Genomic DNA, 19,755 nt, shown 5'->3' on the forward strand with positions numbered 1-19,755 from the left:
AATCGACCCCGCAAAACGCTCGGCGGCATCACACCCGCTCAAGCCATGCAACGACTATTGTCAGAGCCAGAAAAGCCCATCGTTGCGACGACCGGTTGAATCCGCCTTCGGCTAACGGGCACGTTAAGGGAATCAGTTGGAAGAGTCGACAGTTCCTAGTGCGCTCACGACGGCGTCCAAGGAGGCCAGCGTTTCGCGCAAGGAGTCGACTTGTGCTGAGATCCGTGCCCGTTCGCTGATGAGTCGATCGCGCAGTAGGGGTGTTCGTGCCGCAGGATCCGTGATGCAGGGAAGAAGTTCTGCGATTGTGGAGCTACACAGGCCAGCTTGATATAGACGCTGAATAAGAAGAACGCGCTCCTGCGCCGCATGCGAATAAAACCGCTGACCGCTGGTCGAACGGTTCGAAGAGAGCAGATGCTGCTCTTCGTAGTATCGGAGTGATCTCGGGCTTGCGCCGGTTGCTCTGGCCAGTTCGCCAATTCTCATCAGCCGCTTGCCCCTCACATGGATGTCAGGTTTTAGTGTAGCGATCATGAGTACACACACGAACGATTCTGCCGGCGTCCTCCAGCTTCGCGTCATTGTGGAGGCGGAGGATTTCGACGCCGCCATCGCCTTCTACCGCGACACCCTTAGACTGCCTGAGCAGGTCGCATTCGAAGGAGACGGCGACGCGCGTGTCTCGATTTTGGATGCTGGCCGGGCGACCCTTGAAATCTCAAACCCAGCCCAGAAGCGGATGATCGACCAAGTCGAGACCGGGGAACGCCAAGGATCCGGCATTCGGCTTGCATTTGAGGTAACCGACGGACGCGGTGTCACCACCAAACTGGCTGCGGCCGGGGCCACCATTATTGGTGAACCACGCGAGACACCGTGGCGATCACTCAATTCCCGACTCGACGCACCCGCCGGGCTCCAGATAACCGTGTTCGAGGAGCTGGAGGAGGTGCCCGAACGGGCACAACGAGCCGGATTTGGAAAAGCCGACTCGCGATAACGGCGAAGAGTCAGATGACCACCAATCTGCCGAGCCAACACCTGACCGCCGTGCGGCGGATGTCCGCGGTGTGTCCGGATACGGTCGCTGTCCCGCAGAGGGTTGGCGGATCCCAGCCCCGATCGGCATAAGTCAGGGTGCCAGGGGTGACGCCTTGCACGCGTGATGCTCGGTCTAGCCTCGGACGTTAATGATTCCCGCTTGCGAGCAGGACTGGGGCTGATCCCGGACGACGCCTGAAGAGTCACCGAACCGAACCGGCTCCAAAACGCTCGCCACCCAGTCTCGGTTCGGATCGGTTGTCATATAAAACTCACTGGTGGACCACGTCGTGAGCATGGCCTCCGCTGCAACTTGACGTTCGGCATCTTCCTGGGCCATCGCCGTCAGATATTCGGATTCCCACGCGCACAGCCATGTATATTGAGCGACGACGTACCCCGCGCCCGATTGCATCACGCCAGTTGAGCTCGTGCCCGAATCCAAATCTTCTGGAACGCCGGCTGGATAAACGGCACCCGCCGGGAGCGGATCCTCGATCGCTTCGATGGCCGCTTGATACTCAAAGTAGCCCGTCCCCACGGTCACCCGAGCGGGACCCTGAGGATTGGCGTTGACCACAGATGTGACCTCGCCGTCCGGGCCCGCGACGGGGACGGGAGCGACAACGAAGAGGAGCGGAAGTAGCACGATCAGAAGGATTGCCGCGGCAACGGCTGAGACCACAATCGCAACGGTCCGGCGGACCCGTCTCTGACGACGCTGCGAAGCCCCGAGGGGCGGCAGAACGTCGAGTTCTTGCCCGAGAATGTCGGCCGGTGACCCGAAGCTGGACAAGGCCGCGGATGCGTCCGCATCCGACAGGTCTGGCTGAACGAGTTCGCGCAGGTGATTGGCGATTTCCTCGCGAAGTACCGCCCGTCGAGCGTTTGAGAGCGACCCTGCAGCCGCGTCAAACTGGCGCAAGTACTGGGTAACAAGTCGGTGGTCGGTGTCAGACGTCATCGCGGGTCCTGTCATTGTGTTTCTCGGGAATGGTGGCCAGGAGCGACGTGACGGAACCGGAGAATCGCTCCCAGTCCTCCTGAAAGGATGCCAATTCCAGACGGCCACCCTCCGTGAGTTGGTAGTACCGGCGTGGCCGATCGGTCTCGTTGACTTCCCAATAGCTCGTGACGAAACCGGCATCGTGCAGTCGGTTAAGGAGCGGGTAAACCGTTCCCTGGCTGGAGAGCAGCTGACCTACGTCATCCAGCTCCCGAACGAGTTGGAGCCCGAAACGTGGGCCCGACGACAGTAGAGCCAGGATGCACGGCCCCACGACCCCTCGCCGGAGTTGTGTACTAGTCGGATTCTCAGCCATGCGGCTGACTATACCTTGCGAGACAAGATATGAACAACTAAATTTCATCTGCGCTCAAACACTGTGCGATCTAGGGCGCAGATGTCGTTCAGCAACCAATCACGGCCGCCTAGGCTCGATGTCCCGCGGAGCGTTCGGCTACGGGCACTGAATCTGTCACGCTGGTGACTTCTTCAAACGCCTACCCCGGTGTCTGGCAGCACGTACTCTGTGAATAAGGGGGTACACGAAATGCAACTGCAAAGACCGGCCTTTCCCGTGCTCCTCGCCGTGACTGCACGGTCCTGGATCCTCGGCATTCCGTCGCTGGCCCTCATCGCCCTGACAGGGCTTCAGCTCGCGATCATCTCTCATGCGGGCATCGGAGAATCCTGCTATCAGAACCCCGAGCTAGGTAATCTGGCTCTGCCCTCAGCAGGCTGGACTACGGACGGCGCATTTTCGTCCTTCCCCGTGGGGGTCCAATGCTCCTACTTCACGAGCGAGCATGAACTCCTCCTGGTACATACCCAGACCAGCGTGTGGGACTGGGGAATCACGTTCGCCGCGATCCTCGGAGTCCTGGGCGCTGCGCTCTTTCTGACCACCCGGCTCGCCACTCGACGGTCCTGGCACGAATCCCTCTGAAGAATTAGACCCAGGCCGTCCCGTTGGTGGTTCCCCTTGCGGGCGATGACAGACAGGCGGTGATGGTGGTTACGACTCTTCGCTTCCATTCCCATCTGCCTTCAAGGTCGCGGCCGCCGAGCGTCGACACCAGCTGTTCACCAATCCTCGCTAGTGTCGCCACAAGACTGGTCTGGTGTAACCGGGCCTGATTTGGGGGAAAATGCTCGCCATCGTTAGGTCGCGTAAGTCGTGGGCGGCTCTGCTTGTACTGACGTCGACCGCGCTCGTTTTACTCTCGGGTTGTGCGAACACCACCCCTGGCCCAGTGACCCCCAGCTCTAAAGCGCCAGCGAGCTCGCTGTCGCTCACCCTCGACGTCGCGGGTCAAGAACAACTCGATTGGGAATGGGACCGGGTATTGCGGGAGTCGCCGGATGCTGAGCGTCCGGAGATCGACATCGTCCGCTTCACCGACTCCGATGACTGGGCAATCACAATGGAGAGTTGCATGCACGATTTGGGCTGGCCGGATATGCGGGCCACAGCGGATGGTGGGGTGGAGTCGGGCGGGATCCAAAAGTCTCAAGCCGGAGCGCATGCCCTGGCTTGGTATACCTGCAACGCCAAATATCCGATGGATCCGAAGTTCAATGTGCCGCTGAACGATGAGCGTCTCGGGAAGCTATTTGACTACTTCACCGACGAGCTCCAGCCCTGCTTAGCGGCCGAAGGGTATGACACTCCGGAGGCTCCGAGCCGGGAAACGTTCATCGATACTTATGCCGAGACCGGTGGTTGGAACCTCTACGAAGGCGTAGCGGGGGGCGGACAGTCTGAATGGAATACGATCAACAAGAAGTGCCCGCAGCTCCCCGTCGATTTCACATGAGTGACGCAGCAGCGGTTCGCTCACCGCGCTGGGCGCGCTGGGTCACCGGTCTGCTCGTAGCAGTCGGTGCTGGCGCCGGTGTGGGGTGGGCGGCGGCGACAGCGCTCACACCCCCGAGGGATGTTGTGGCTACGACCGCGTTCACTTTGGTGGAGGTCGTTGCGGGTGAGGTGGGGTCTAGCATCAACCTGAACACGGTGGCCCAGTGGACTCCAGAGCCAGCTGGATCGAATCAGGCAGTCGGGACCGTCACCTCGGTGAACGTCTCCGCGGGCCAAAGCGTCGCGGCCGGGGCGACGCTCTACACCGTGAACCTGCGACCAGTCGTGATCGCTCAAGGACAGATCCCCGCGTTCCGCGCGCTGGCACAGGACGCCGCCGGAGCGGACGTGACGCAGCTGCAACAGGCACTGACCGACCTGGGCCTTTACACCGGTGCCGTTGATGGGAAGTTCGGTGCCCGTACCAAGACCGCGGTGAAGGCGTGGCAAAAGGCACTTGGCGTCCCCGCAGACGGCGTCGTGCAGCCGGGTGACGTCATTTTCGTGCCGACCCTGCCGACGCAGGTCGCCCTCGACACCGAGATCATCGCCCGCGGGGCGCTCCTGGCTGGCGGGGAGAACGTGGTGCGGGCGTTACCGCCGGCGCCGGTGTTCACGGTTCCGGTCGGTGAATCGCAGGCCGCATTAATGCCGACCGGAACACGGGTGGAAATCACCAGCATCGACGGCGGCCTCTGGGAAGGGTTCGTCACCGAACAGCTGGCCGATGAGACCGGCATGATCGTCATCACCCTCGCCGGTAAGGACGGTGCCCTCATCTGCGCGGATGCCTGCGCGAGCATCCCCATGACCGAACAGTCGTTGCTGTCCTCCCGCATCGTCACGGTGGAATCCATCGCCGGCCTGATCGTGCCCAGCGCCGCGCTGCTCAGCGCCGCCGACGGTACCGCCTCGGTCGTCGACAACTCGGGTGTCAACCATCCGGTGACGGTCGTCACCGGCGCCCGCGGCATGTCCATCATCGACGGCGTCGCCGACGGCACCTCCGTGCGCGTCCCCGCGACAGCCGAGTAGCAATGGTTGATACTGTTCGGATCGCCGCCCAGGGCATCACCTTCGGCTACGTGCCGTCCGCGCCGATCCTCTCGGACTGGAGCGCGGACTTCCACGCCGGGGAAGTGGTTGCCATCACTGGCCCGTCCGGGCGCGGCAAATCCACTCTCCTCTACGTGCTCGGCTTGATGCTCAAACCCACCGCGGGGCAGGTAACCATCAACGGAAGGGATGCCGCCCACCGGCGTGACGCCGACCGCGCGAGCCTCCGCGCAAACCAGTACGGCTTCGTGTTTCAGGATGCCGCCCTGGACGCGACGCGCACGGTGCTGGACAACATCATCGAAACCGCCCTCTACCGTGGCACTCCGCGGGGGCCGGCGATTCGGCGGGCGCACGAGCTGATGGCCCAGTTCGGTGTTGCGCTGCGGGCGGGAGCGAAACCTGGCCAGGTGTCGGGCGGGCAAGCGCAACGCATCGCCCTGTGCCGGGCCCTCCTCAACGACCCGCAGATTCTGCTCGCGGATGAACCCACCGGCAACCTGGACCCGGCGTCCTCCGACCTCGTCGTGGATGCCCTGCACGCGCAGGCCCACAGCGGCGCAGCCGTCATCGTCGTCACCCACGACCCGGCCCTGGTCGCGCGCTGCGACCGCCGCCTCGAACTATGACCGCGCTAGGCCGCTGGGCGGCCGTGGTGAGGGAAGCGTTGGCGACAGCGTGGGCGCAACCCGTCGCATCCATTGTCACGATCGTCATGGTCGCGGGGATGTGCGCCACGGTGCTGCTGACCACGGGCCGCACGGTCGGCGCCGAGCAGGCCGTGCTCGGATCGATCGACTCCGAGGGGACGCGGTCCATCGTCATCCGTGCCGAGCCCGACGCGGGACTCGATGCCACCGTGCTGGAGCGGCTAGCTCACATCGATGGGATCCAGTGGGCGGGCGCGTTCGGCGGCCCGCAGGACGTCACCAACATTCAGTTCCCGGGCGCGACGAAGATCCCGCTGCGCCTGGTCTGGAGCAGTCAGCTCGAGCACCTCGGAATCACCTCGCTCCCGCCGGTGGCTGACGCCTCGGTGTGGGCGTCACCATCCGCGTTGGCGGGCCTGGGGATGCCGGATGCCGTCGGCGGCGTTGTCGACGGTTCCGGCATCGACTTTGCGGTGACTGGCCGCCTGACCACGCCGGACTTTCTTGCCTTCCTCGAACCGCTCGCTATCGCCCCGCAAACCGCCGACACCCGGGGAATCGTGTCCGTGCTCGTCATCATCGCCGACCGGCCAGACCTGGTTGCGCCGGTCAGCGAAGCAGCGCAATCGGTGCTCGGCGTCACCGATCCGACCAAAGTCACCCTTACCACCAGCGAAAACCTGGCCGCGCTCCGTGGGATGGTCGAAGGACAACTGGATTCCTTCGGTCGCAGCCTGGTCATCGTGATCTTCGGCCTGACCGCGGTACTCGTCGCTGCGATTCTCTACGGCCTGGTGATGCTGCGCCGCAAGGACTTCGGCCGTCGCCGCGCGTTGGGCGCCTCCCAAACCCTGATCATCGTCCTGCTGCTGACGCAAACCGGCGCCCTCGCCCTGGTCGGTGCCACGATCGGAAGTATTGCGGCGTCGATTGGGCTGACCGCCTCGGGAGATCCGCTCCCCGGCTGGGACTTCGTCGGCGCGGTCGCACTCTTGTCGACTACCATCGGCGTGATCGCGGCACTGGTACCCGCGCTGGCGGCCGCCCGTCGCGATCCGCTCAAGGAACTCCGGGTACCGTAACCGGCGGCGCATTTGCTAGGGACAGGTAACGAACGGGGCCGACATCGCTGATGGAGGATTGATCGCCAGGGACACCTAGCTCGGCCAGACTGTCCCGTAGAGGGTTCGGCGTATGGGACGCCACAGGTGGATGACAGGGCATTGTTCGTGTCGGGCTGGAAACACCCACGTCGTATTTCATCAATTTCAAGGTCCGGTTCGACTACCGTCACCCGGTGAAGGCTTGGGCGCAGGCGTCATTCTGCGCTTTTTGCCTTGGGAATCCAGCTTGAGCCGTCGACTGTGGGATAGGGATGACGGTTTTGTTCGGTGCCGGTGCAGCCTATGAGTGAGGTTACTTATCGGTCCTTCGTGCGATTCAATGCGTCAGCGCCAGAAGTTTGGTGCAGTCGCCCCGAAGTCGATGTTGCTTTCGCTGTAGCGATACGGTGCAAGCATGGGGACGATTTGGGGGCGCACTGTTCCGTGCCAGAAACTTGGCCGTACTTGCAACGATCTCGTGCTGACTGGGCGCACAGCCTCGGCTCCAGACACCGGTGATTGGGCCTTGGGGAACTTCGTTCCCTCCAGTAGCTGCGTTTCACGTAGAAAGCGACTCTGGCATGCTCCTCTTTCCTGCTGCGTATGACGACTTTGGGGCGGTGGGAATGGAGCTCGTAAAAGTCGGAAGACGTGCCGTTCCCGGCAGACTCGCCATGAATGCGGTCTACCCGGACGGCTACGGTTACGGCAATCGCTGCGACGTGGATGTCTGCATGCTCAACTCGATCTATACCGAGGTTGCCCTGAAGAGCCCGGAGATGCACCCGAATGCCTCGGCCGACAACAGCGATCCAGGCATTGAGGGGATGCGCGACGCCGCCAGTGGAATCACCGGCCTCACGATCCAGTACTACGTGCTTATTGACATGCAAGGTTTCTCCGACCTGATCGACTCCCTCGGCGGCGTAGACATCACTGTCACCGACCGTGTTCCGCTCGGCGGCGATGAGGCGCTGAACGACGTCGCCGAGTGGTTCGAGCCGGGCAAGCAGCATATGGACGGCTACCACGCCACTTGGTATGCCCGATCCAGGCACGGAACGAGCGACTACGACCGCATGGCCCGCCAGCGCATCCTGCAGGAGGCGATCCTCAAACAGTTCAACCCGGCGAACGTGCTCACAAAATTCCAAGGTGTGGCCCAGGCCGGCCAGCAGGTCGTCAAGACCGACGTACCGCAGGGAATGCTCGGCTACTTCGCTAACCTGGCAGGCAAGACCAGAGACCTATCGGTAGGTACCGTCGAGCTGGTTCCAGATAATGGCGTCGACCCGCAGAACCCGGACTACGACTACATCCGCGGCTTGATCGCCACTGCGCTCACTTGAATTTGAATTCCGCTGCAATGCTCTGACACCGAAGCCCGGTCCCGCTTCTCGCGATGTGGTGGGCTTTCATCAGATTCCGGCCAGGGACGTCCCGTAAGGAACGCCAACGGTCGGGGACCAGCGTCCGTGGCGTGCCGCACACACCGAGGTCCTGATTCATCGTTGTCATCGCCGCGTGTTGCCGACCGCCGTCACCCGGTGCGGGCCTCGGCACACGATTCGTCCTGCGCTGTCTGGCCAGTGAGCCCGTTCAGGGCCTCAACGGTCGGTGCTGGCGCGGGGACGGCGGTGTCGACCGAAGGCGTTGACGTTTCGACCGGTACCGGCGCATCCGTTGTCGGTTCCTGAGCGGACGTCGTTCCCGGGAGGGTGAAGGGCTGATCGGCAGATAGTTTGGTGAATATCTCTGCGGCTAAGGCTTCTGCAGGAACGACCTTTCCCGGATAGTTGGAATCTCCGGTCGTGCCGGGATATTGCACGAACAGCATTCGGTCCAGATCGATGTCCTTGAGCGCCAAGGCCATCGACACCATCGTGTCGATATCGGCGAGGGACGTCGACAGCTTGATATTGATGGCCGCAGCGTTGGCGAGGTTGATCAGGGTCGGAATGTTCGTGAGTGTTCCGTTGCCCTGCACGGTGCGCATGAGTGAGGCCATGTAGATCTGCTGGGAGGAAATTCGCGCCAGGTCGCTGCGGTCGCCGACGCCATCGCGGCTGCGCAGAAACGCCAGCGCGGTGTCGCCAGCGACGATGCTCGGGCCGGCGGGAAGGTACAGTCCGGCAGAGTCGTCGTTGATGGCCGCAGTGAGGCAGATGGGAACGCCGCCGACGGCGTCGCTCATTTGCACGACCCCGTCGAACGAGATGAGTCCGGCATACGGGATGGTCAGCCCCGTCAACTCGGACACGGTCTTGACCACACAGGGTAGCCCGCCCCGGGACATGGCCTCATTGACGGGGCGGGCGGCCATCGCCGAAAACTCGGTACCGCTCTCGGCATCCGTGCACGTGGGGTGCGGCACGATGAGGTCGCGGGGGATGCTCACGACGACAGCGCTACTGTGGTCTGCGGACACGTGCACGAGAATGTTCACATCGTTGAGGGTGCCCTGGCGTTCGCCGTAGGCCGCGCTTTGCGTCGCGTCGTTGTCGATGCCGACCATGAGAATGTTGAAGCCGTTTTCGTAGCTTTCGAGCTGTGGCACGGGCGCTGCCGTGTCGCCAACGGTGATGTCGATCGCGTTGTCGTCAACGGTCTTGCTGAAGCTCCACACCGCAACAGCAGCCACAGCCGACGTGCTCACTACGGCAACAGTCAGCACGGCCGCCACCAGTTTGAGGGCGGTGACATACGGATTCGAGCGCTTCAACCGTCCGTGCCGGGCAATTCCTACGATCCGTTTGCTTCGCCTGCCCGCGTCAACCACACAGCCCCGTTTCCTTGCGTTCAATCAATGACCGAATCATCTCTCATCCTCACTCTTGATCAGCATCGGGACTTATGCGAGAGAGAACAGATACGCCGGCGCGACGATCTCGGTGATGGTGCTTGAATCGGGATCGGAATGGGCGATAGCCCCATAGGCCATTTCCATCCCTGCATCATCGATAATCCCCGGAAACGAGGTGGGGAGGTCCACTGCAACGGAACGAATTCCAAAGACGTCCAGAATGTGGACGCGGTTCGCGGGCTGACCTTCGGCGGCCACGTCAAATTCATCCCCGACATGTGTCTGGTCTGCCGCGGTGACGGCGACATTGGCGTCTGTGACCGCAGCGATCGCCTGCACGCTAAATGCGGGCTGATACAAGCGCGCGTCGCCGGTGAGCAACGACTCGTCTGGGTACCGATTGACGACGATGTCAGTCGTCTCTGCCCCGATGAGGATGCCGGTGGGTCCGGAGCAATACGACGATTCAGCCGGGACTGGGTCAACACTGGCGGGCGCCGCTGGCGACACAGCGTTAGCCCAACTGGCGCCTCACTCACGTCTTCAGGTCAGCCGAATGCACCGCCAATTGCCAGCGATGTGAACGCCTCGACAGCTCCGCCGACGGCAGAGCTGAGCGCGGGGATACCGATGCTCGCAGCAGCAGCCTTGAGTCTTCCTGCCTTCTTGACGACGGCACCAGTATCAGGCGCGGGACCCTCCGCCTCGACGCGGAGGGCTTCGACTGCTTCTAGTAGGTCGGTCTTGGCTTGCTGATCAAAATCCACGGTTCCAATTCGCTAACCAATAAGCCATAACACTTCTCCTAGCCAAGATATATCTCCGCTATCTCCCCTATCTCCGAGAAATGGATGTGTTTCTGATGCAGATTGATTCCCTTGTTCCTGCCCTTGGTCGTCGGGAGTCTCACTTAGCTGGGCAAACGCCCGGACGTTTTGAGCGCTTCCTCACCACATCGATGTGCATATTGTGCGCGGGCAACCCGTAGTTCTGACTTGCCCGCCACCAAATGAGGAGCTACGGAAAGTGCCGGCACACATACTGCGCCACGCGTGCCGGGCGGACACAGAACAGTAAGTCATGGCCAGTGGCCTCGCCATTCAGTGAAACTATGGTTGTGCAAGGACCAAGCCTGTGTTATTTTCAATCTCGGGGGGAGGCATCCGTCTCTCACGCGGAGCCAAAGAAAATGGGGAAAATGAAGAAAATTACTAAAGGCCTATTCGTCACCGCTACGGTATTCGCTTTGCTCACGGCTGTACCCGCGACCGCGGCCTTTGCCGCCAATCACGTGGAGAATGTGGGCGGGGGGACCTGGCAGTGGGGTGACTCCAGCGGGACCGCCTACTCCAATTACTACCACTCATCGAAAACCCACAGCGCAACGGTGTGCGACGGATCGTGGGCTAACAACTGCACTCAGGACCTGCAAATCAAGGGCGTCTGGGCGAAGGCATCGAAACCTGACTATTGGGTCAATGTTGAAAAAGCGTACTGGAACACCTACTAGCAACTAAGGACATGATCAGAGCGCCGCGAGCTATCGCGCTCGCTCTCCTCGCGACACTGGCGCTTTCCGGCTGCTCAGCAGCGGAAAGCGCCAGTCCTCGCGAAGAGACGACTAACACCACCGGACAATTCACCGGACCCTACTCGGACATCTTCGAGGCCGCGCTTCAGAACGCAACAAGTGATGACGTTGCGTTGGCACTAGTTGACGAATCGATCACTGAACAAGAGTATTCCTATTTCCAATCGAAGCTTATCGATTGTTTCACCTCACTGGGCTTGACTGCGAGCTTCAAGACAAATGGGCAGCTTTCTTATTCAGGTCCAGAAACATCACAGGAGAAGATACAAGCCTGCAATGCAGAAAATGGCGTTGATGTCCTGGCCCTGCATGACGCAATTGTTAGGAACCCTGCCAGACTTGACGAGGCGGACATCGTCCTCAAATGCCTTCAGGACACTGGGGTTGTTGACAATGGATATTCAATTGCCGACTACGAGAATGGCGTTAATTTATCGGCGATGATCGAGACGGACGAATTTGAAGGCTGCCGTACCGATCCGCTCAATTATTCCAGTAGAAGTCAATAAAAGAGTGGCACGTGGCATCACGCTTCCAAGAGCGGGCGCAGGGATCCTAATCGTGTCCTTTCTCTCGGTTTTCTCGATCGGCACTTTGCTTGGAGTGGTAGTCAGCCCCGCCGAACCACCTGAAGGCCTTGAGAAACCAACGCTTATCAGATGGGCTAATGCATCCGAAATGTCGATTGACGACAGACAAGATGCCGAGTTCCGGCTGCAGATCGCCCCAGCTGTGAGCCTGCTTTCACCCGTCAGCGGGACTGTTACGCACCAGACGTGTTTGGCCGGCCTCACTTTGGCGTCAGGTGCATCAAATTTCAGCGTTGATGGCGAACCGCTTCTGAATGTCGCCAGCGAAGTACCCTTTTGGCGAACCCTAAATCCGGGCGACGAAGGAATTGATGCAAAGGCTCTGAAGGGGTCGTTGGCTGCGCTTGGCTACGAGGTTTCCGCCGACTCAGAATGGGACACCAGTGCAGCCCGATCCTATGCAAGCGCCCTCACCAACATCGGTCGGACTACCCTACCCCGGTCTGGCACATTTGACCCCGCCACCTCTATCTGGCTGCCCCCTGGGCTTGGTCCTTTGGAATCTTGTGCCAGCACCCTTGGGGCTTCCATATCGTTTGGGGCGCCCCTCGGGATACTTCCGCCTCAACTGATCTCGGCCGGCTTTGAGTCGTTCAACGCCGAGGCAATTGATGGTTCTCGCGTCATTTCAATTGGATCCAAAGAGTTCGCCTTCAATATCTCTGAACCGATCGTCGAGTCTGAGGCCCTTGCCGCGATAGCGTCGCTGGCAGAATATGCCGAACTAGAAGAAGGGCAGGAACGTCTGTCTCTTTCGACCCGTCTTGTTGAAGGCGTTAGGGCTACGACTGTACCGCCAGCCGCCCTGCATGATGTCGACGGGAATTCTGCCTGCATCACCTTGAAAGACGGCACCTCACTTTCCGTCACGATACTCACATCTATTCTCGGGTCAACTGTTTTGAACGAGGGCGAATCAATCGCTGGCAAGGAGATTGCTTTGCTCGAACAGGACCAGACAACTTGTGGGTGATTCTATGAGAGTGCGACTGGATCGAGTTGGCCACGCATTTAGCAATAATGCGCACCTCTTCACAGATCTCAGTCTTGTTCTGTTGCCAGGAGAGACTTACGCTCTCGTGGGCCCATCCGGGTCGGGGAAGAGTACCCTTCTTTCGATAGTGTCCAAGTGGCTAGCGCCAACTACTGGATCAGTGACTTGGGAAGGGATAGAACGCCAGGGATGGGTCTTTCAGAACCCTCATGGAATTGCTCATAGGACGGCACTAGATCACGTAGTGCACCCGTACTTGGCACAGGGTAATTCTCGCGTCGTTGCTGAGGATAGGGCGCGTGCAAACCTGCAACGTTTTGGTCTTGAGGGTGTGGCCCACTTGCAATTCCGCAAGCTTTCCGGGGGTGAAGCCCAGAGGCTAATGCTAGCGCGGGGTCTTGCAGCCGATCCACAGCTATTGTTGATTGACGAGCCGACCGCCCAGCTAGATACGCACACGGCCCAGGCAGTCAACGCGTCGATTAGGCAGCTTTCATCGCCGCGATCAATCGTCGTGGTGGCTACTCATGATCGTGCGACGCAAGATAGCTGCACCCAGCGAATAGACTTGGGATGTTTTCAATGAAGCCTTGCCGGGTTGTACTCGGAGAGGCAGCCAGAAATGTAGCCTCGGGGACATCACGGTTTCTGATGGTCGCGGGCTTTGTTTCGGCTGCTTTGTTGATCACATTCTTCATAGACACTTCTTATGCCCATCAGATCCAGTTGGATGCTGCGAAATTTCAGCGAGCCGGAGCGAGTATCCAGACAATCCGTTCTGATGGGAACATTAGTCCTCAGACCTGTACCGCCCTGAATCACGGCAATCTCCGCGCCGGAGCTCTCCGCGTTTCTGACACGAAGGTGACAGCATCGGCCCTTCCTGCGTCGGAGATCCCTACATACACCGTCACCTCATCGTTCATTACTCTGCTCTTTCCCGATAATCCCCCCGCAAGCAGTTCGGGGGTCTTTATCTCGCAAGAGGTTGCGATCGCTCTTGGATACACAACCGGAGATCTACTTGTTACCACGGCCGGTGCTGCCTCAATAGGTGGGGTCTACAGTTTTCCCTCTGATGGGCGAAGGTCTGATCTCCGATACGCGGTCGTTGTTCCGTCGACTTCGCAAGAGAAGTTTGACGAATGCTGGGCGGAGAGTTGGCCGAACGAACAGAATCTCACTCAGCTTCTGAGATCATCAGAAACGCTACACTCTGACGGAAGCGCCAACTCGGCCGAATACAGTCAAGTCAACAGTACGCTAGGGCAGAATTTTGACGGGTTCAGAAGATTCTCTGCTCGACCTACCGCTGCACTGACAGTAGTGGCTGGACTCGCTGCGCTCGTTTTTATGATCTTCCTTGGTTTGCGGAGGAAACTGGAAATAGCCTCGTTGCTACACGCTGGTTTTAGAAAGCCGGACCTCTGGGCGATCGCATTTACGGAGACATTGGCGGCTATTTTATCTTCCTTACTGATCGCGGCACCAATCGCGGCAGTGGCATCTTCCTATGTCGGAACGATTTCTATCACGCCGATCGAGATCTTTCGCAATAACTTCTTGGTCCTGTCGGTGTGCGCCATCGTCGGCACGAGCCTCCCATTCTTGTTGGTCCGCGAGAACAGGTTGTTTCAGTATTTCAAAGACCGGTAAAAGGACCGGAAAGACCATGATGGAAGCGGTCATCGACTCGATCAGCCACGACGTCCCGCAGCTCCTGACGGAGCTCCACCGACTCGGCCGAACCCTGAAACAAAGCGCCGCCGACATCCTCGTGTTCTTCGACAGACCCGGATCCTCCAACGGCCCAACCGAAGCCATCAACGGACGCCTCGATCACCTCCGCGGCACAGCCTCAGGCTTCCGAAACCTGACGCACTACATCGCCCGCTCGCTCCTCGAAGCCGGCGGATTCCGACCCCAACTACACCCCTAATTGCGAAGAGCCAACAAACGGCCCGATAAAAAATCGCAGCCGCCAACAAAACGGCGGCATGAAACCCGGGACGGTTCATTTTCTGGTCTGCTCACTGCTTGCTTTACCGCTCCCAGCTGCCGCATTTCTTGCTCATTCTGGCTTGCTTTTTCTGTCTCTCGTTCTTCATCTTCTCTGCTTTTTTGTTTTTGTTCTCTGTCTTTTTCTCTTCTGTTTTTTGTTTCTGTTTTTGTTCTTGTATTTATGTATTTTTTTTCTTCTACTTTTTTCTCCTCTTTCCCTGTCCCACCACCACCCCTTTACTTCCCAACCTCCTACACACTGAGGAACGATGGGTGTGGGAGGTTGGGAAGCGAGCGCAGCGAGGGGGTGGCGGTGGGACAGGGAAAGAGACCCCTTACCCGGTCGTTTACCCCGGCGCGCCCCCTGCCGAGGTAAACGACCGGGTAAGGGGCCAGGCCACGGTAATCGCACGCATGTAAAAGTTACTCAGCGATCCTTTATCAGCGCGGAAGCGTCGTCTCTTGACATTCTCCGCCGATGACTACCCTCCGCGTGTGACGCTACGCCGTGGACTTTGCCAGCTTCAGCAATAGCCTGCCCGGTTCATTCAAAGCCCATTCGCGCAGAGCAATATCATCGCCGAGCGCCGCCATCGGAAGGTTTCTTGGCTTCGGAACCGTGAGGCCCGACGCCTGCAATGCAACGTAAACGAGTCCCACACCCATCGACGGAAAGACCGCCCATCCGACGCTGTCCACAAAGTCAGGAAAACTAAAATTAGGCGGCGCAAACCACGTGAAATATCCGATGTAGAAAACGATCGACACGGCGAAGACGGACAACGTGAAAGCTTGGGCGAACAAATTCAACCCGGTCATCTTCGCGCGGTAGAGCAGAAGACGCTCTGCTTGCTGTTGCACTGAAACCTCGAATTGAGACTTTTGGCTGCCCGCAGGAAGTTGAGCGGCGATAGTCAAATCGCCAACGAGTCGACGAGTCCACCGCATTGACGGAACGAGACGCGAGCCGACGAAAATCGTGACTGGCACGGCTAGGGCCACGCTTATTTCTAAAATAGTAGATCCGATGCTCATGCTTCGAGGTTATCTTTCACTTGGCTGAGTGCTGCAACCTGCTTCAAATCGGTCGCTTAGTCTTCGTTCCGGGCGGCGCCCGCATCCACCTTCGGGAAGCTCAGGACTGAATGCCTCGATTCACAATGTCTATCCAGCGGACGACACTGTTAGCGTTGTGGGCTTGCATGAGAGCGTCCTCTGGCGAGTAGCGCTTGACGGTAGCGCCAGTCCAGCGACTTGGTGTGTAATCGCGTGACATCGTGGACAGTGGATCTCAGAACTTCGTGGACGCTGGGTCTCATGGCTTCGTGTGTCCTGTCTCAACGCATCGTGGACACACGATCTCATGACATCGTGGACACGATGTCTCACAGCATCGGAGACACTTGCGCCGATGATAGTTAGGGAATGACGAATTCTCTTTCACCCCAGACTCGTGCCGCGATCATGAAATACGACCCGACCCAGCCCCACGCGCTGTCGATTATCGGGTTCTGCCTCTCTCTGAAGATCTCGCGGAGGTGTTCTACAAGATCCGCGGACGAGCTGTCCACGAGGCTGCTGCTGCGCTGCACCCACGCTCCCGCGCCCCAAACGTCCCGGCCCGGCGTTATGGGCAGGTCGTCGTGAATGAGGTCGTGAAGATCCGCAAAAAGCTCAAGACTGATGGCTGGGATTATGGTCCCCGCTCGATCTACTACGAAGCGGCCATGGACAGCGGGTTCCCCGGAGGAAAGGTCCCGTCGGTGGTGACGATCGCACGTCTTCTGGCCAGCGTCGGGCAGGTAGACGCGTCACCGAGGAAGCGACCGAAGTCGTCCTACATCCCGTTCGTGCGCGCGACAGCGATGTCGCTGTGGCAACTGGACGCGTTCGAGTACCGGCTGGCGAACGGGCAAACCGTCACGGTATATCAACTGCTCGACGACGCAAGCCGATACGACGTGGGCACCGACGCGTATTCGCGGCATGAGAACAGTGCTGATGCCAAGGACGTCCTCGAACGGGCAATCGCCGCATGCGGGGCACCCCAGGAAGTGTTATCGGATAACTCGCTGGCGTTCAACCAGCTGCGCGCAGGCACGATCGGCTCCGTGGAGATCTTTCTGGCATCGAAAGGCACCATGCCGATCAGCGGACTGCCGGGCAAGCCCACCACACAGGGCAAGAACGAGCGCTCGCACCAGACGTTGATCCGATTCCTCGACGCCGACCGTCCGGCCACTCTCGAGCATCTCCGTGTCCGGATCCAGCGTTTCCGGGAGCACTACAACAACCGCCGACCGCATCAAGCCCTCGAACAAGCTACGCCGCGGGCGGCGTGGGACTTGCTCGAGCACACGCCAGCGACCGAGCCGATCCCGCTGTCGGTGCTTGAAGCGAAAGCCTCGGCGTACCGGCGGGCTCGCTCGCGACGACAGTCAGACCTTCACCGGGCGCCGTTGACGATCTCCAAGACAGGGCAGGTTATGCCCGACGACAACGCACGGCCGCAAACAGCGGATCAGTCACTCGTGGAGGTCACCAAAGCCAACCGGCAGGTCTACTTTCAGGGCTACCAGGTCTCCCTGCCGACGACGTACGCCGACCGCACGTTCTACCGGACGATCACAGACGACGCGTTCTTGCTAACCGATCCCGTCACCGCTGAGATCGTGTTCTCCTTCCCGCTGCCGATGGTCGCGCTGAACGTCCGAGGCCGATACGTTGCCTCATACTCCATCCAAGGCGTTGGCGTGACCCACCCGACGAAGCCCTGGGAACGCAAGAACGCGGAATATCAGACACAGTTCGCCCAGCGCCAGACTGATCTCCCCGCAGTGCTCGGTGAGCCAGAGCGGTAGCTGTGCACGAAGCCATGAGACCCAGCGTCCACGAAGTTCTGAGATCCACTGTCCACGATGTCACGCGATTACACACCAAGTCGCTGGCCTGGCGCTACCATCAAGCGCTACTCGCCACTGGTTGCGGGCCGCAGCGCGACGACCGTTTTGCGGATTTATGGTGTGCTGGCCGCGATCCTTGATGTTGCAGTGAAGGATCGGCGCATTCCCTCGAATCCCGCGCGGGGAGTGACACTGCCGCGTAAGACAAAGGGCCAGCACGCATATCTGTCGCACCGCCAGGTCGCTCTGCTCGCGCAAAACTCCCGTAAGCACTCGACTCGCGTTCTCGCCTTGGCCTATACCGGGTTGCGCTGGGGTGAAGCGACCGCGTTGCGAATTCGCGACGTGGACACGGTGCGACGGCGTATACAGGTGCACGAAAATGCGGTGAGCGTCAGTGGGACTATCCACGTCGGCACACCCAAGACGCATCAAGCGCGCGCGGTCCCCTATCCAACGTTTCTCAATCCGCTCTTCGTCGAACTCATGAAAAACTCGACTGGGGGCACCCGTGGTCGCGGCGAGCTGCTTTTCGGAAGTGGCCTCGACTACGTCCGCAGCCCCGATTCCCGGCGTGGTTGGTTTGTGTCGGCGGTGCGCAAATCGCAAACTGCCGACAGCACGTTTCCGCGAATGACTTTGCACGATCTGCGCCACACCGCAGCGAGCCTGGCCATCTCCGCCGGCGCCAATGTGAAAGCCATCCAACGAATGCTTGGCCACGCGTCGGCAGCTATGACTCTCGAAACCTACGCCGACCTCTTCGACGACGACCTCGACTCGGTAGCCGACGCACTCGACGACGCTCGAACTCTCAGCATCGACTGAGGCGATCCGACGATCAGCCTGACGCTGCGGCGGCCTTCACGCCTTGGCCGAACCAGGACGTCGGTGATAATTCGCGCGGCCGGCATAGCGGATGACTCGGATGCCCTCCCTGCGACTTCGGCCACTCATCACTTTTTCAGGGTGATCCGAACCACGCAAAACGGGCCTGAACCTGCTCCCATGAGCGGCTTCTGCGATGCGCAGCACGAGGCCCAACAGGCCATTTTTCATCACGTCGATGCTCGTCTTTCGCACCGAAATTTTTTCAAGTGTTGCCAAAATGTTGCCAAAACGGCCTCTTAGACAAAACGAAACCCCCTACTCCCCAGTAAAACACTGGGATGTAGGGGGTTTTTCGTGGCGGTACCGGTGGGATTTGAACCCACGGTGGAGTCTCCCCCACACGACTTTTCGAGAGTCGCACCTTCGGCCGCTCGGACACGGTACCGCGGACGATTCTAGTAGAGACTGGGGTCCGGCGCGAATCGGCGAACATGCAGCGGACACTCGGATGCCGCGGAGTAGCCTCAGCGGGTGACCTCACCGACTCCACGCATCCGTTCTGCCATCGCTACCGGAGTAGCCGTTTTCGCGACAGGCATCGTGCTCGTCACCACCTGGTGGCGACGCGACCTCGAACAGCGGAAAGCCATTCTCAACGAAACCCTTCCGGTGCACTCGGCGTGGTGGCGCGACAACGCCAAACAGCCAGGCGAACTGCTCTACGTCGCGATCGGCGACAGTGCCGCCCAGGGCATCGGGGCCTCAAGCCCGAACAAGAGCTACGTCGGCGTTCTCGCCGATCACGTACGGCTGGCGACCGGACGGACGGTGCGCGTCGTGAACCTCAGCGTGTCGGGTGCCACTGTTGCTTTGGCCGTGCGCGATCAGCTTCCGCGCTTTGACAAGCTCGAGCCCGACCTCGTCACGGTCGCGATCGGCGCCAACGACATCGCCCAATGGAACCCTGATGCCTTTGAAACTGGCATCCGCTCTGTATTCGACGCGCTGCCACCGCACGCCCTCGTCGCCGACCTCCCGTGCTTTCACCTGCCGCACAATGAAATCAAGGTGGCGATGGCCAACGAGATCATTCGCCGGATCGCGGCCGATCGCACGCTGACGGTGGTTCCGCTGCACGCGACGACCAAACGGGCAGGCTTTCGCAGCATCCTGACCCACGTCGCCAAGGATCGCTTTCACCCCAACGACCGTGGGTATCGGTCCTGGGCGGAGGCGTTTCTTCCGGCCATGAGTGCCGACGTCGCGCACCGTTTCGCGGCGGTCAACCACACGCCAACCGAGGCCGACTAGAGAACGCGCCGCGCGCA

21 protein-coding genes, 1 tRNA gene and 2 pseudogenes are annotated in these 19,755 nt (G+C 60.1%); 16 read left to right on the forward strand and 8 right to left on the reverse strand.

What is annotated here, in order from left to right:
* Nucleotides 1-132 precede the first annotated feature (132 nt).
* On the reverse strand, nt 133-615 hold the full coding sequence (locus tag E3T39_RS15535; protein ID WP_338145287.1) for a MerR family transcriptional regulator: 483 nt from the start codon (nt 613-615) through the stop codon (nt 133-135).
* Here E3T39_RS15535 and E3T39_RS15540 point away from each other — a divergent pair.
* Nucleotides 536-1,003 carry a VOC family protein gene (locus tag E3T39_RS15540; protein WP_134516804.1) on the forward strand — a complete coding sequence of 156 codons (468 nt, stop codon included), beginning with the start codon at nt 536-538 and terminating at the stop codon, nt 1,001-1,003. The two genes, E3T39_RS15535 and E3T39_RS15540, sit on opposite strands and share 80 nt — an antisense overlap.
* 174 nt (nt 1,004-1,177) lie before the next feature.
* Here E3T39_RS15540 and E3T39_RS15545 read toward each other — a convergent pair whose 3' ends face one another.
* Nucleotides 1,178-2,008 carry a hypothetical protein gene (locus tag E3T39_RS15545; RefSeq protein ID WP_134516805.1) on the reverse strand — a complete coding sequence of 277 codons (831 nt, stop codon included), beginning with the start codon at nt 2,006-2,008 and terminating at the stop codon, nt 1,178-1,180.
* The gene (locus tag E3T39_RS15550; RefSeq protein WP_134516806.1) at nt 1,998-2,366 is read right to left on the reverse strand and encodes a PadR family transcriptional regulator; all 369 of its coding nucleotides are present in this window, start codon (nt 2,364-2,366) and stop codon (nt 1,998-2,000) included. Before E3T39_RS15550 ends, E3T39_RS15545 begins: the two co-directional genes overlap by 11 nt.
* A 231-nt stretch (nt 2,367-2,597) precedes the next feature.
* Here E3T39_RS15550 and E3T39_RS15555 point away from each other — a divergent pair, with 231 nt between their 5' ends.
* The 6 genes from E3T39_RS15555 to E3T39_RS15580 all read left to right on the forward strand — a co-directional run bounded on the left by E3T39_RS15555 (nt 2,598) and on the right by E3T39_RS15580 (nt 8,063).
* A complete protein-coding gene (locus tag E3T39_RS15555; RefSeq protein WP_134516807.1) occupies nt 2,598-2,993 on the forward strand; it encodes a hypothetical protein in 396 nt (131 codons plus the stop codon).
* Between the two features lie 307 nt (nt 2,994-3,300).
* The gene (locus E3T39_RS15560) at nt 3,301-3,864 is read left to right on the forward strand and encodes a hypothetical protein (RefSeq protein ID WP_134516808.1); all 564 of its coding nucleotides are present in this window, start codon (nt 3,301-3,303) and stop codon (nt 3,862-3,864) included.
* Nucleotides 3,861-4,940 carry a peptidoglycan-binding domain-containing protein gene (locus tag E3T39_RS15565; protein WP_134516810.1) on the forward strand — a complete coding sequence of 360 codons (1,080 nt, stop codon included), beginning with the start codon at nt 3,861-3,863 and terminating at the stop codon, nt 4,938-4,940. The genes E3T39_RS15560 and E3T39_RS15565 overlap by 4 nt, the downstream gene beginning before the upstream one ends.
* A gap of 2 nt (nt 4,941-4,942) precedes the next feature.
* Nucleotides 4,943-5,590, forward strand: a complete 648-nt coding sequence (locus tag E3T39_RS15570; protein ID WP_134516812.1) for an ABC transporter ATP-binding protein — start codon at nt 4,943-4,945, stop codon at nt 5,588-5,590.
* Nucleotides 5,587-6,693 (forward strand): FtsX-like permease family protein, encoded by a 1,107-nt coding sequence (locus tag E3T39_RS15575; protein ID WP_134516814.1) that lies wholly within the window; start codon nt 5,587-5,589, stop codon nt 6,691-6,693. Before E3T39_RS15570 ends, E3T39_RS15575 begins: the two co-directional genes overlap by 4 nt.
* Before the next feature lie 602 nt (nt 6,694-7,295).
* Nucleotides 7,296-8,063: an LCP family protein gene (locus E3T39_RS15580; RefSeq protein ID WP_134516815.1), complete on the forward strand. Its 768-nt coding sequence runs from the start codon at nt 7,296-7,298 to the stop codon at nt 8,061-8,063.
* A 191-nt stretch (nt 8,064-8,254) separates the two neighbouring features.
* On the opposite strand, the gene E3T39_RS15585 is transcribed toward E3T39_RS15580, so the two are convergent.
* The 3 genes from E3T39_RS15585 to E3T39_RS15595 all read right to left on the reverse strand — a co-directional run bounded on the left by E3T39_RS15585 (nt 8,255) and on the right by E3T39_RS15595 (nt 10,284).
* Nucleotides 8,255-9,436: an LCP family protein gene (locus E3T39_RS15585; protein WP_241979762.1), complete on the reverse strand. Its 1,182-nt coding sequence runs from the start codon at nt 9,434-9,436 to the stop codon at nt 8,255-8,257.
* Nucleotides 9,437-9,565: 129 nt separating this feature from the next.
* Complete coding sequence (locus tag E3T39_RS15590; RefSeq protein WP_134516819.1) at nt 9,566-9,898, reverse strand: hypothetical protein; 333 nt, start codon at nt 9,896-9,898, stop codon at nt 9,566-9,568.
* 167 nt (nt 9,899-10,065) lie between these two features.
* Nucleotides 10,066-10,284, reverse strand: coding sequence for a hypothetical protein (locus tag E3T39_RS15595; RefSeq protein WP_134516821.1), 219 nt, complete (start codon nt 10,282-10,284; stop codon nt 10,066-10,068).
* Between the two features lie 431 nt (nt 10,285-10,715).
* On the opposite strand from E3T39_RS15595, the gene E3T39_RS15600 reads away from it, so the two are divergent.
* The 6 genes and pseudogenes from E3T39_RS15600 to E3T39_RS15620 form a co-directional block, all read left to right on the forward strand.
* Complete coding sequence (locus tag E3T39_RS15600) at nt 10,716-11,027, forward strand: lactococcin 972 family bacteriocin (protein WP_134516823.1); 312 nt, start codon at nt 10,716-10,718, stop codon at nt 11,025-11,027.
* An 11-nt stretch (nt 11,028-11,038) separates the two neighbouring features.
* The gene (locus tag E3T39_RS15605; RefSeq protein ID WP_134516825.1) at nt 11,039-11,617 is read left to right on the forward strand and encodes a hypothetical protein; all 579 of its coding nucleotides are present in this window, start codon (nt 11,039-11,041) and stop codon (nt 11,615-11,617) included.
* 52 nt (nt 11,618-11,669) lie between these two features.
* The gene (locus E3T39_RS15610; RefSeq protein ID WP_134516827.1) at nt 11,670-12,671 is read left to right on the forward strand and encodes a hypothetical protein; all 1,002 of its coding nucleotides are present in this window, start codon (nt 11,670-11,672) and stop codon (nt 12,669-12,671) included.
* Between the two features lie 4 nt (nt 12,672-12,675).
* Complete coding sequence (locus E3T39_RS15615; protein WP_134516829.1) at nt 12,676-13,278, forward strand: ATP-binding cassette domain-containing protein; 603 nt, start codon at nt 12,676-12,678, stop codon at nt 13,276-13,278.
* Complete coding sequence (locus tag E3T39_RS16215) at nt 13,266-14,348, forward strand: hypothetical protein (protein WP_166784155.1); 1,083 nt, start codon at nt 13,266-13,268, stop codon at nt 14,346-14,348. Before E3T39_RS15615 ends, E3T39_RS16215 begins: the two co-directional genes overlap by 13 nt.
* A gap of 31 nt (nt 14,349-14,379) precedes the next feature.
* Nucleotides 14,380-14,631, forward strand: a pseudogene (locus E3T39_RS15620) (transposase); the annotation flags it as partial.
* Nucleotides 14,632-15,194: 563 nt separating this feature from the next.
* Here the strand turns inward: E3T39_RS15620 and E3T39_RS15625 are convergent.
* Nucleotides 15,195-15,728, reverse strand: coding sequence for a hypothetical protein (locus E3T39_RS15625; protein WP_134516831.1), 534 nt, complete (start codon nt 15,726-15,728; stop codon nt 15,195-15,197).
* Nucleotides 15,729-16,118: 390 nt separating this feature from the next.
* Here E3T39_RS15625 and E3T39_RS15630 point away from each other — a divergent pair.
* Both E3T39_RS15630 and E3T39_RS15635 read left to right on the forward strand, forming a co-directional pair.
* Nucleotides 16,119-17,554: pseudogene (locus E3T39_RS15630) on the forward strand (integrase core domain-containing protein).
* A 57-nt stretch (nt 17,555-17,611) separates the two neighbouring features.
* Complete coding sequence (locus E3T39_RS15635) at nt 17,612-18,424, forward strand: tyrosine-type recombinase/integrase (RefSeq protein WP_134516833.1); 813 nt, start codon at nt 17,612-17,614, stop codon at nt 18,422-18,424.
* Between the two features lie 358 nt (nt 18,425-18,782).
* On the opposite strand, the gene E3T39_RS15640 is transcribed toward E3T39_RS15635, so the two are convergent.
* Nucleotides 18,783-18,872, reverse strand: a tRNA-Ser gene (locus E3T39_RS15640).
* Between the two features lie 86 nt (nt 18,873-18,958).
* Between E3T39_RS15640 and E3T39_RS15645 the strand changes: the two genes are divergently transcribed.
* The gene (locus E3T39_RS15645; RefSeq protein WP_134516835.1) at nt 18,959-19,738 is read left to right on the forward strand and encodes an SGNH/GDSL hydrolase family protein; all 780 of its coding nucleotides are present in this window, start codon (nt 18,959-18,961) and stop codon (nt 19,736-19,738) included.
* Nucleotides 19,739-19,755: the final 17 nt, after the last annotated feature.

Source organism: Cryobacterium suzukii, assembly GCF_004403185.1.
Taxonomy (GTDB): domain Bacteria; phylum Actinomycetota; class Actinomycetes; order Actinomycetales; family Microbacteriaceae; genus Cryobacterium; species Cryobacterium suzukii.

Coding starts and splice junctions, on each gene's coding strand:
- E3T39_RS15540 (WP_134516804.1), top strand. CDS start 536: ATGAGTACACACACGAACGATTCTGCCGGCGTCCTCCAGCTTCGCGTC.
- E3T39_RS15535 (WP_338145287.1), bottom strand. CDS start 615: ATGGCGGCGTCGAAATCCTCCGCCTCCACAATGACGCGAAGCTGGAGG.
- E3T39_RS15545 (WP_134516805.1), bottom strand. CDS start 2,008: ATGACGTCTGACACCGACCACCGACTTGTTACCCAGTACTTGCGCCAG.
- E3T39_RS15550 (WP_134516806.1), bottom strand. CDS start 2,366: ATGGCTGAGAATCCGACTAGTACACAACTCCGGCGAGGGGTCGTGGGG.
- E3T39_RS15555 (WP_134516807.1), top strand. CDS start 2,598: ATGCAACTGCAAAGACCGGCCTTTCCCGTGCTCCTCGCCGTGACTGCA.
- E3T39_RS15565 (WP_134516810.1), top strand. CDS start 3,861: ATGAGTGACGCAGCAGCGGTTCGCTCACCGCGCTGGGCGCGCTGGGTC.
- E3T39_RS15570 (WP_134516812.1), top strand. CDS start 4,943: ATGGTTGATACTGTTCGGATCGCCGCCCAGGGCATCACCTTCGGCTAC.
- E3T39_RS15575 (WP_134516814.1), top strand. CDS start 5,587: ATGACCGCGCTAGGCCGCTGGGCGGCCGTGGTGAGGGAAGCGTTGGCG.
- E3T39_RS15580 (WP_134516815.1), top strand. CDS start 7,296: ATGCTCCTCTTTCCTGCTGCGTATGACGACTTTGGGGCGGTGGGAATG.
- E3T39_RS15600 (WP_134516823.1), top strand. CDS start 10,716: ATGAAGAAAATTACTAAAGGCCTATTCGTCACCGCTACGGTATTCGCT.
- E3T39_RS15605 (WP_134516825.1), top strand. CDS start 11,039: ATGATCAGAGCGCCGCGAGCTATCGCGCTCGCTCTCCTCGCGACACTG.
- E3T39_RS15615 (WP_134516829.1), top strand. CDS start 12,676: ATGAGAGTGCGACTGGATCGAGTTGGCCACGCATTTAGCAATAATGCG.
- E3T39_RS16215 (WP_166784155.1), top strand. CDS start 13,266: ATGTTTTCAATGAAGCCTTGCCGGGTTGTACTCGGAGAGGCAGCCAGA.
- E3T39_RS15625 (WP_134516831.1), bottom strand. CDS start 15,728: ATGAGCATCGGATCTACTATTTTAGAAATAAGCGTGGCCCTAGCCGTG.
- E3T39_RS15635 (WP_134516833.1), top strand. CDS start 17,612: ATGTCACGCGATTACACACCAAGTCGCTGGCCTGGCGCTACCATCAAG.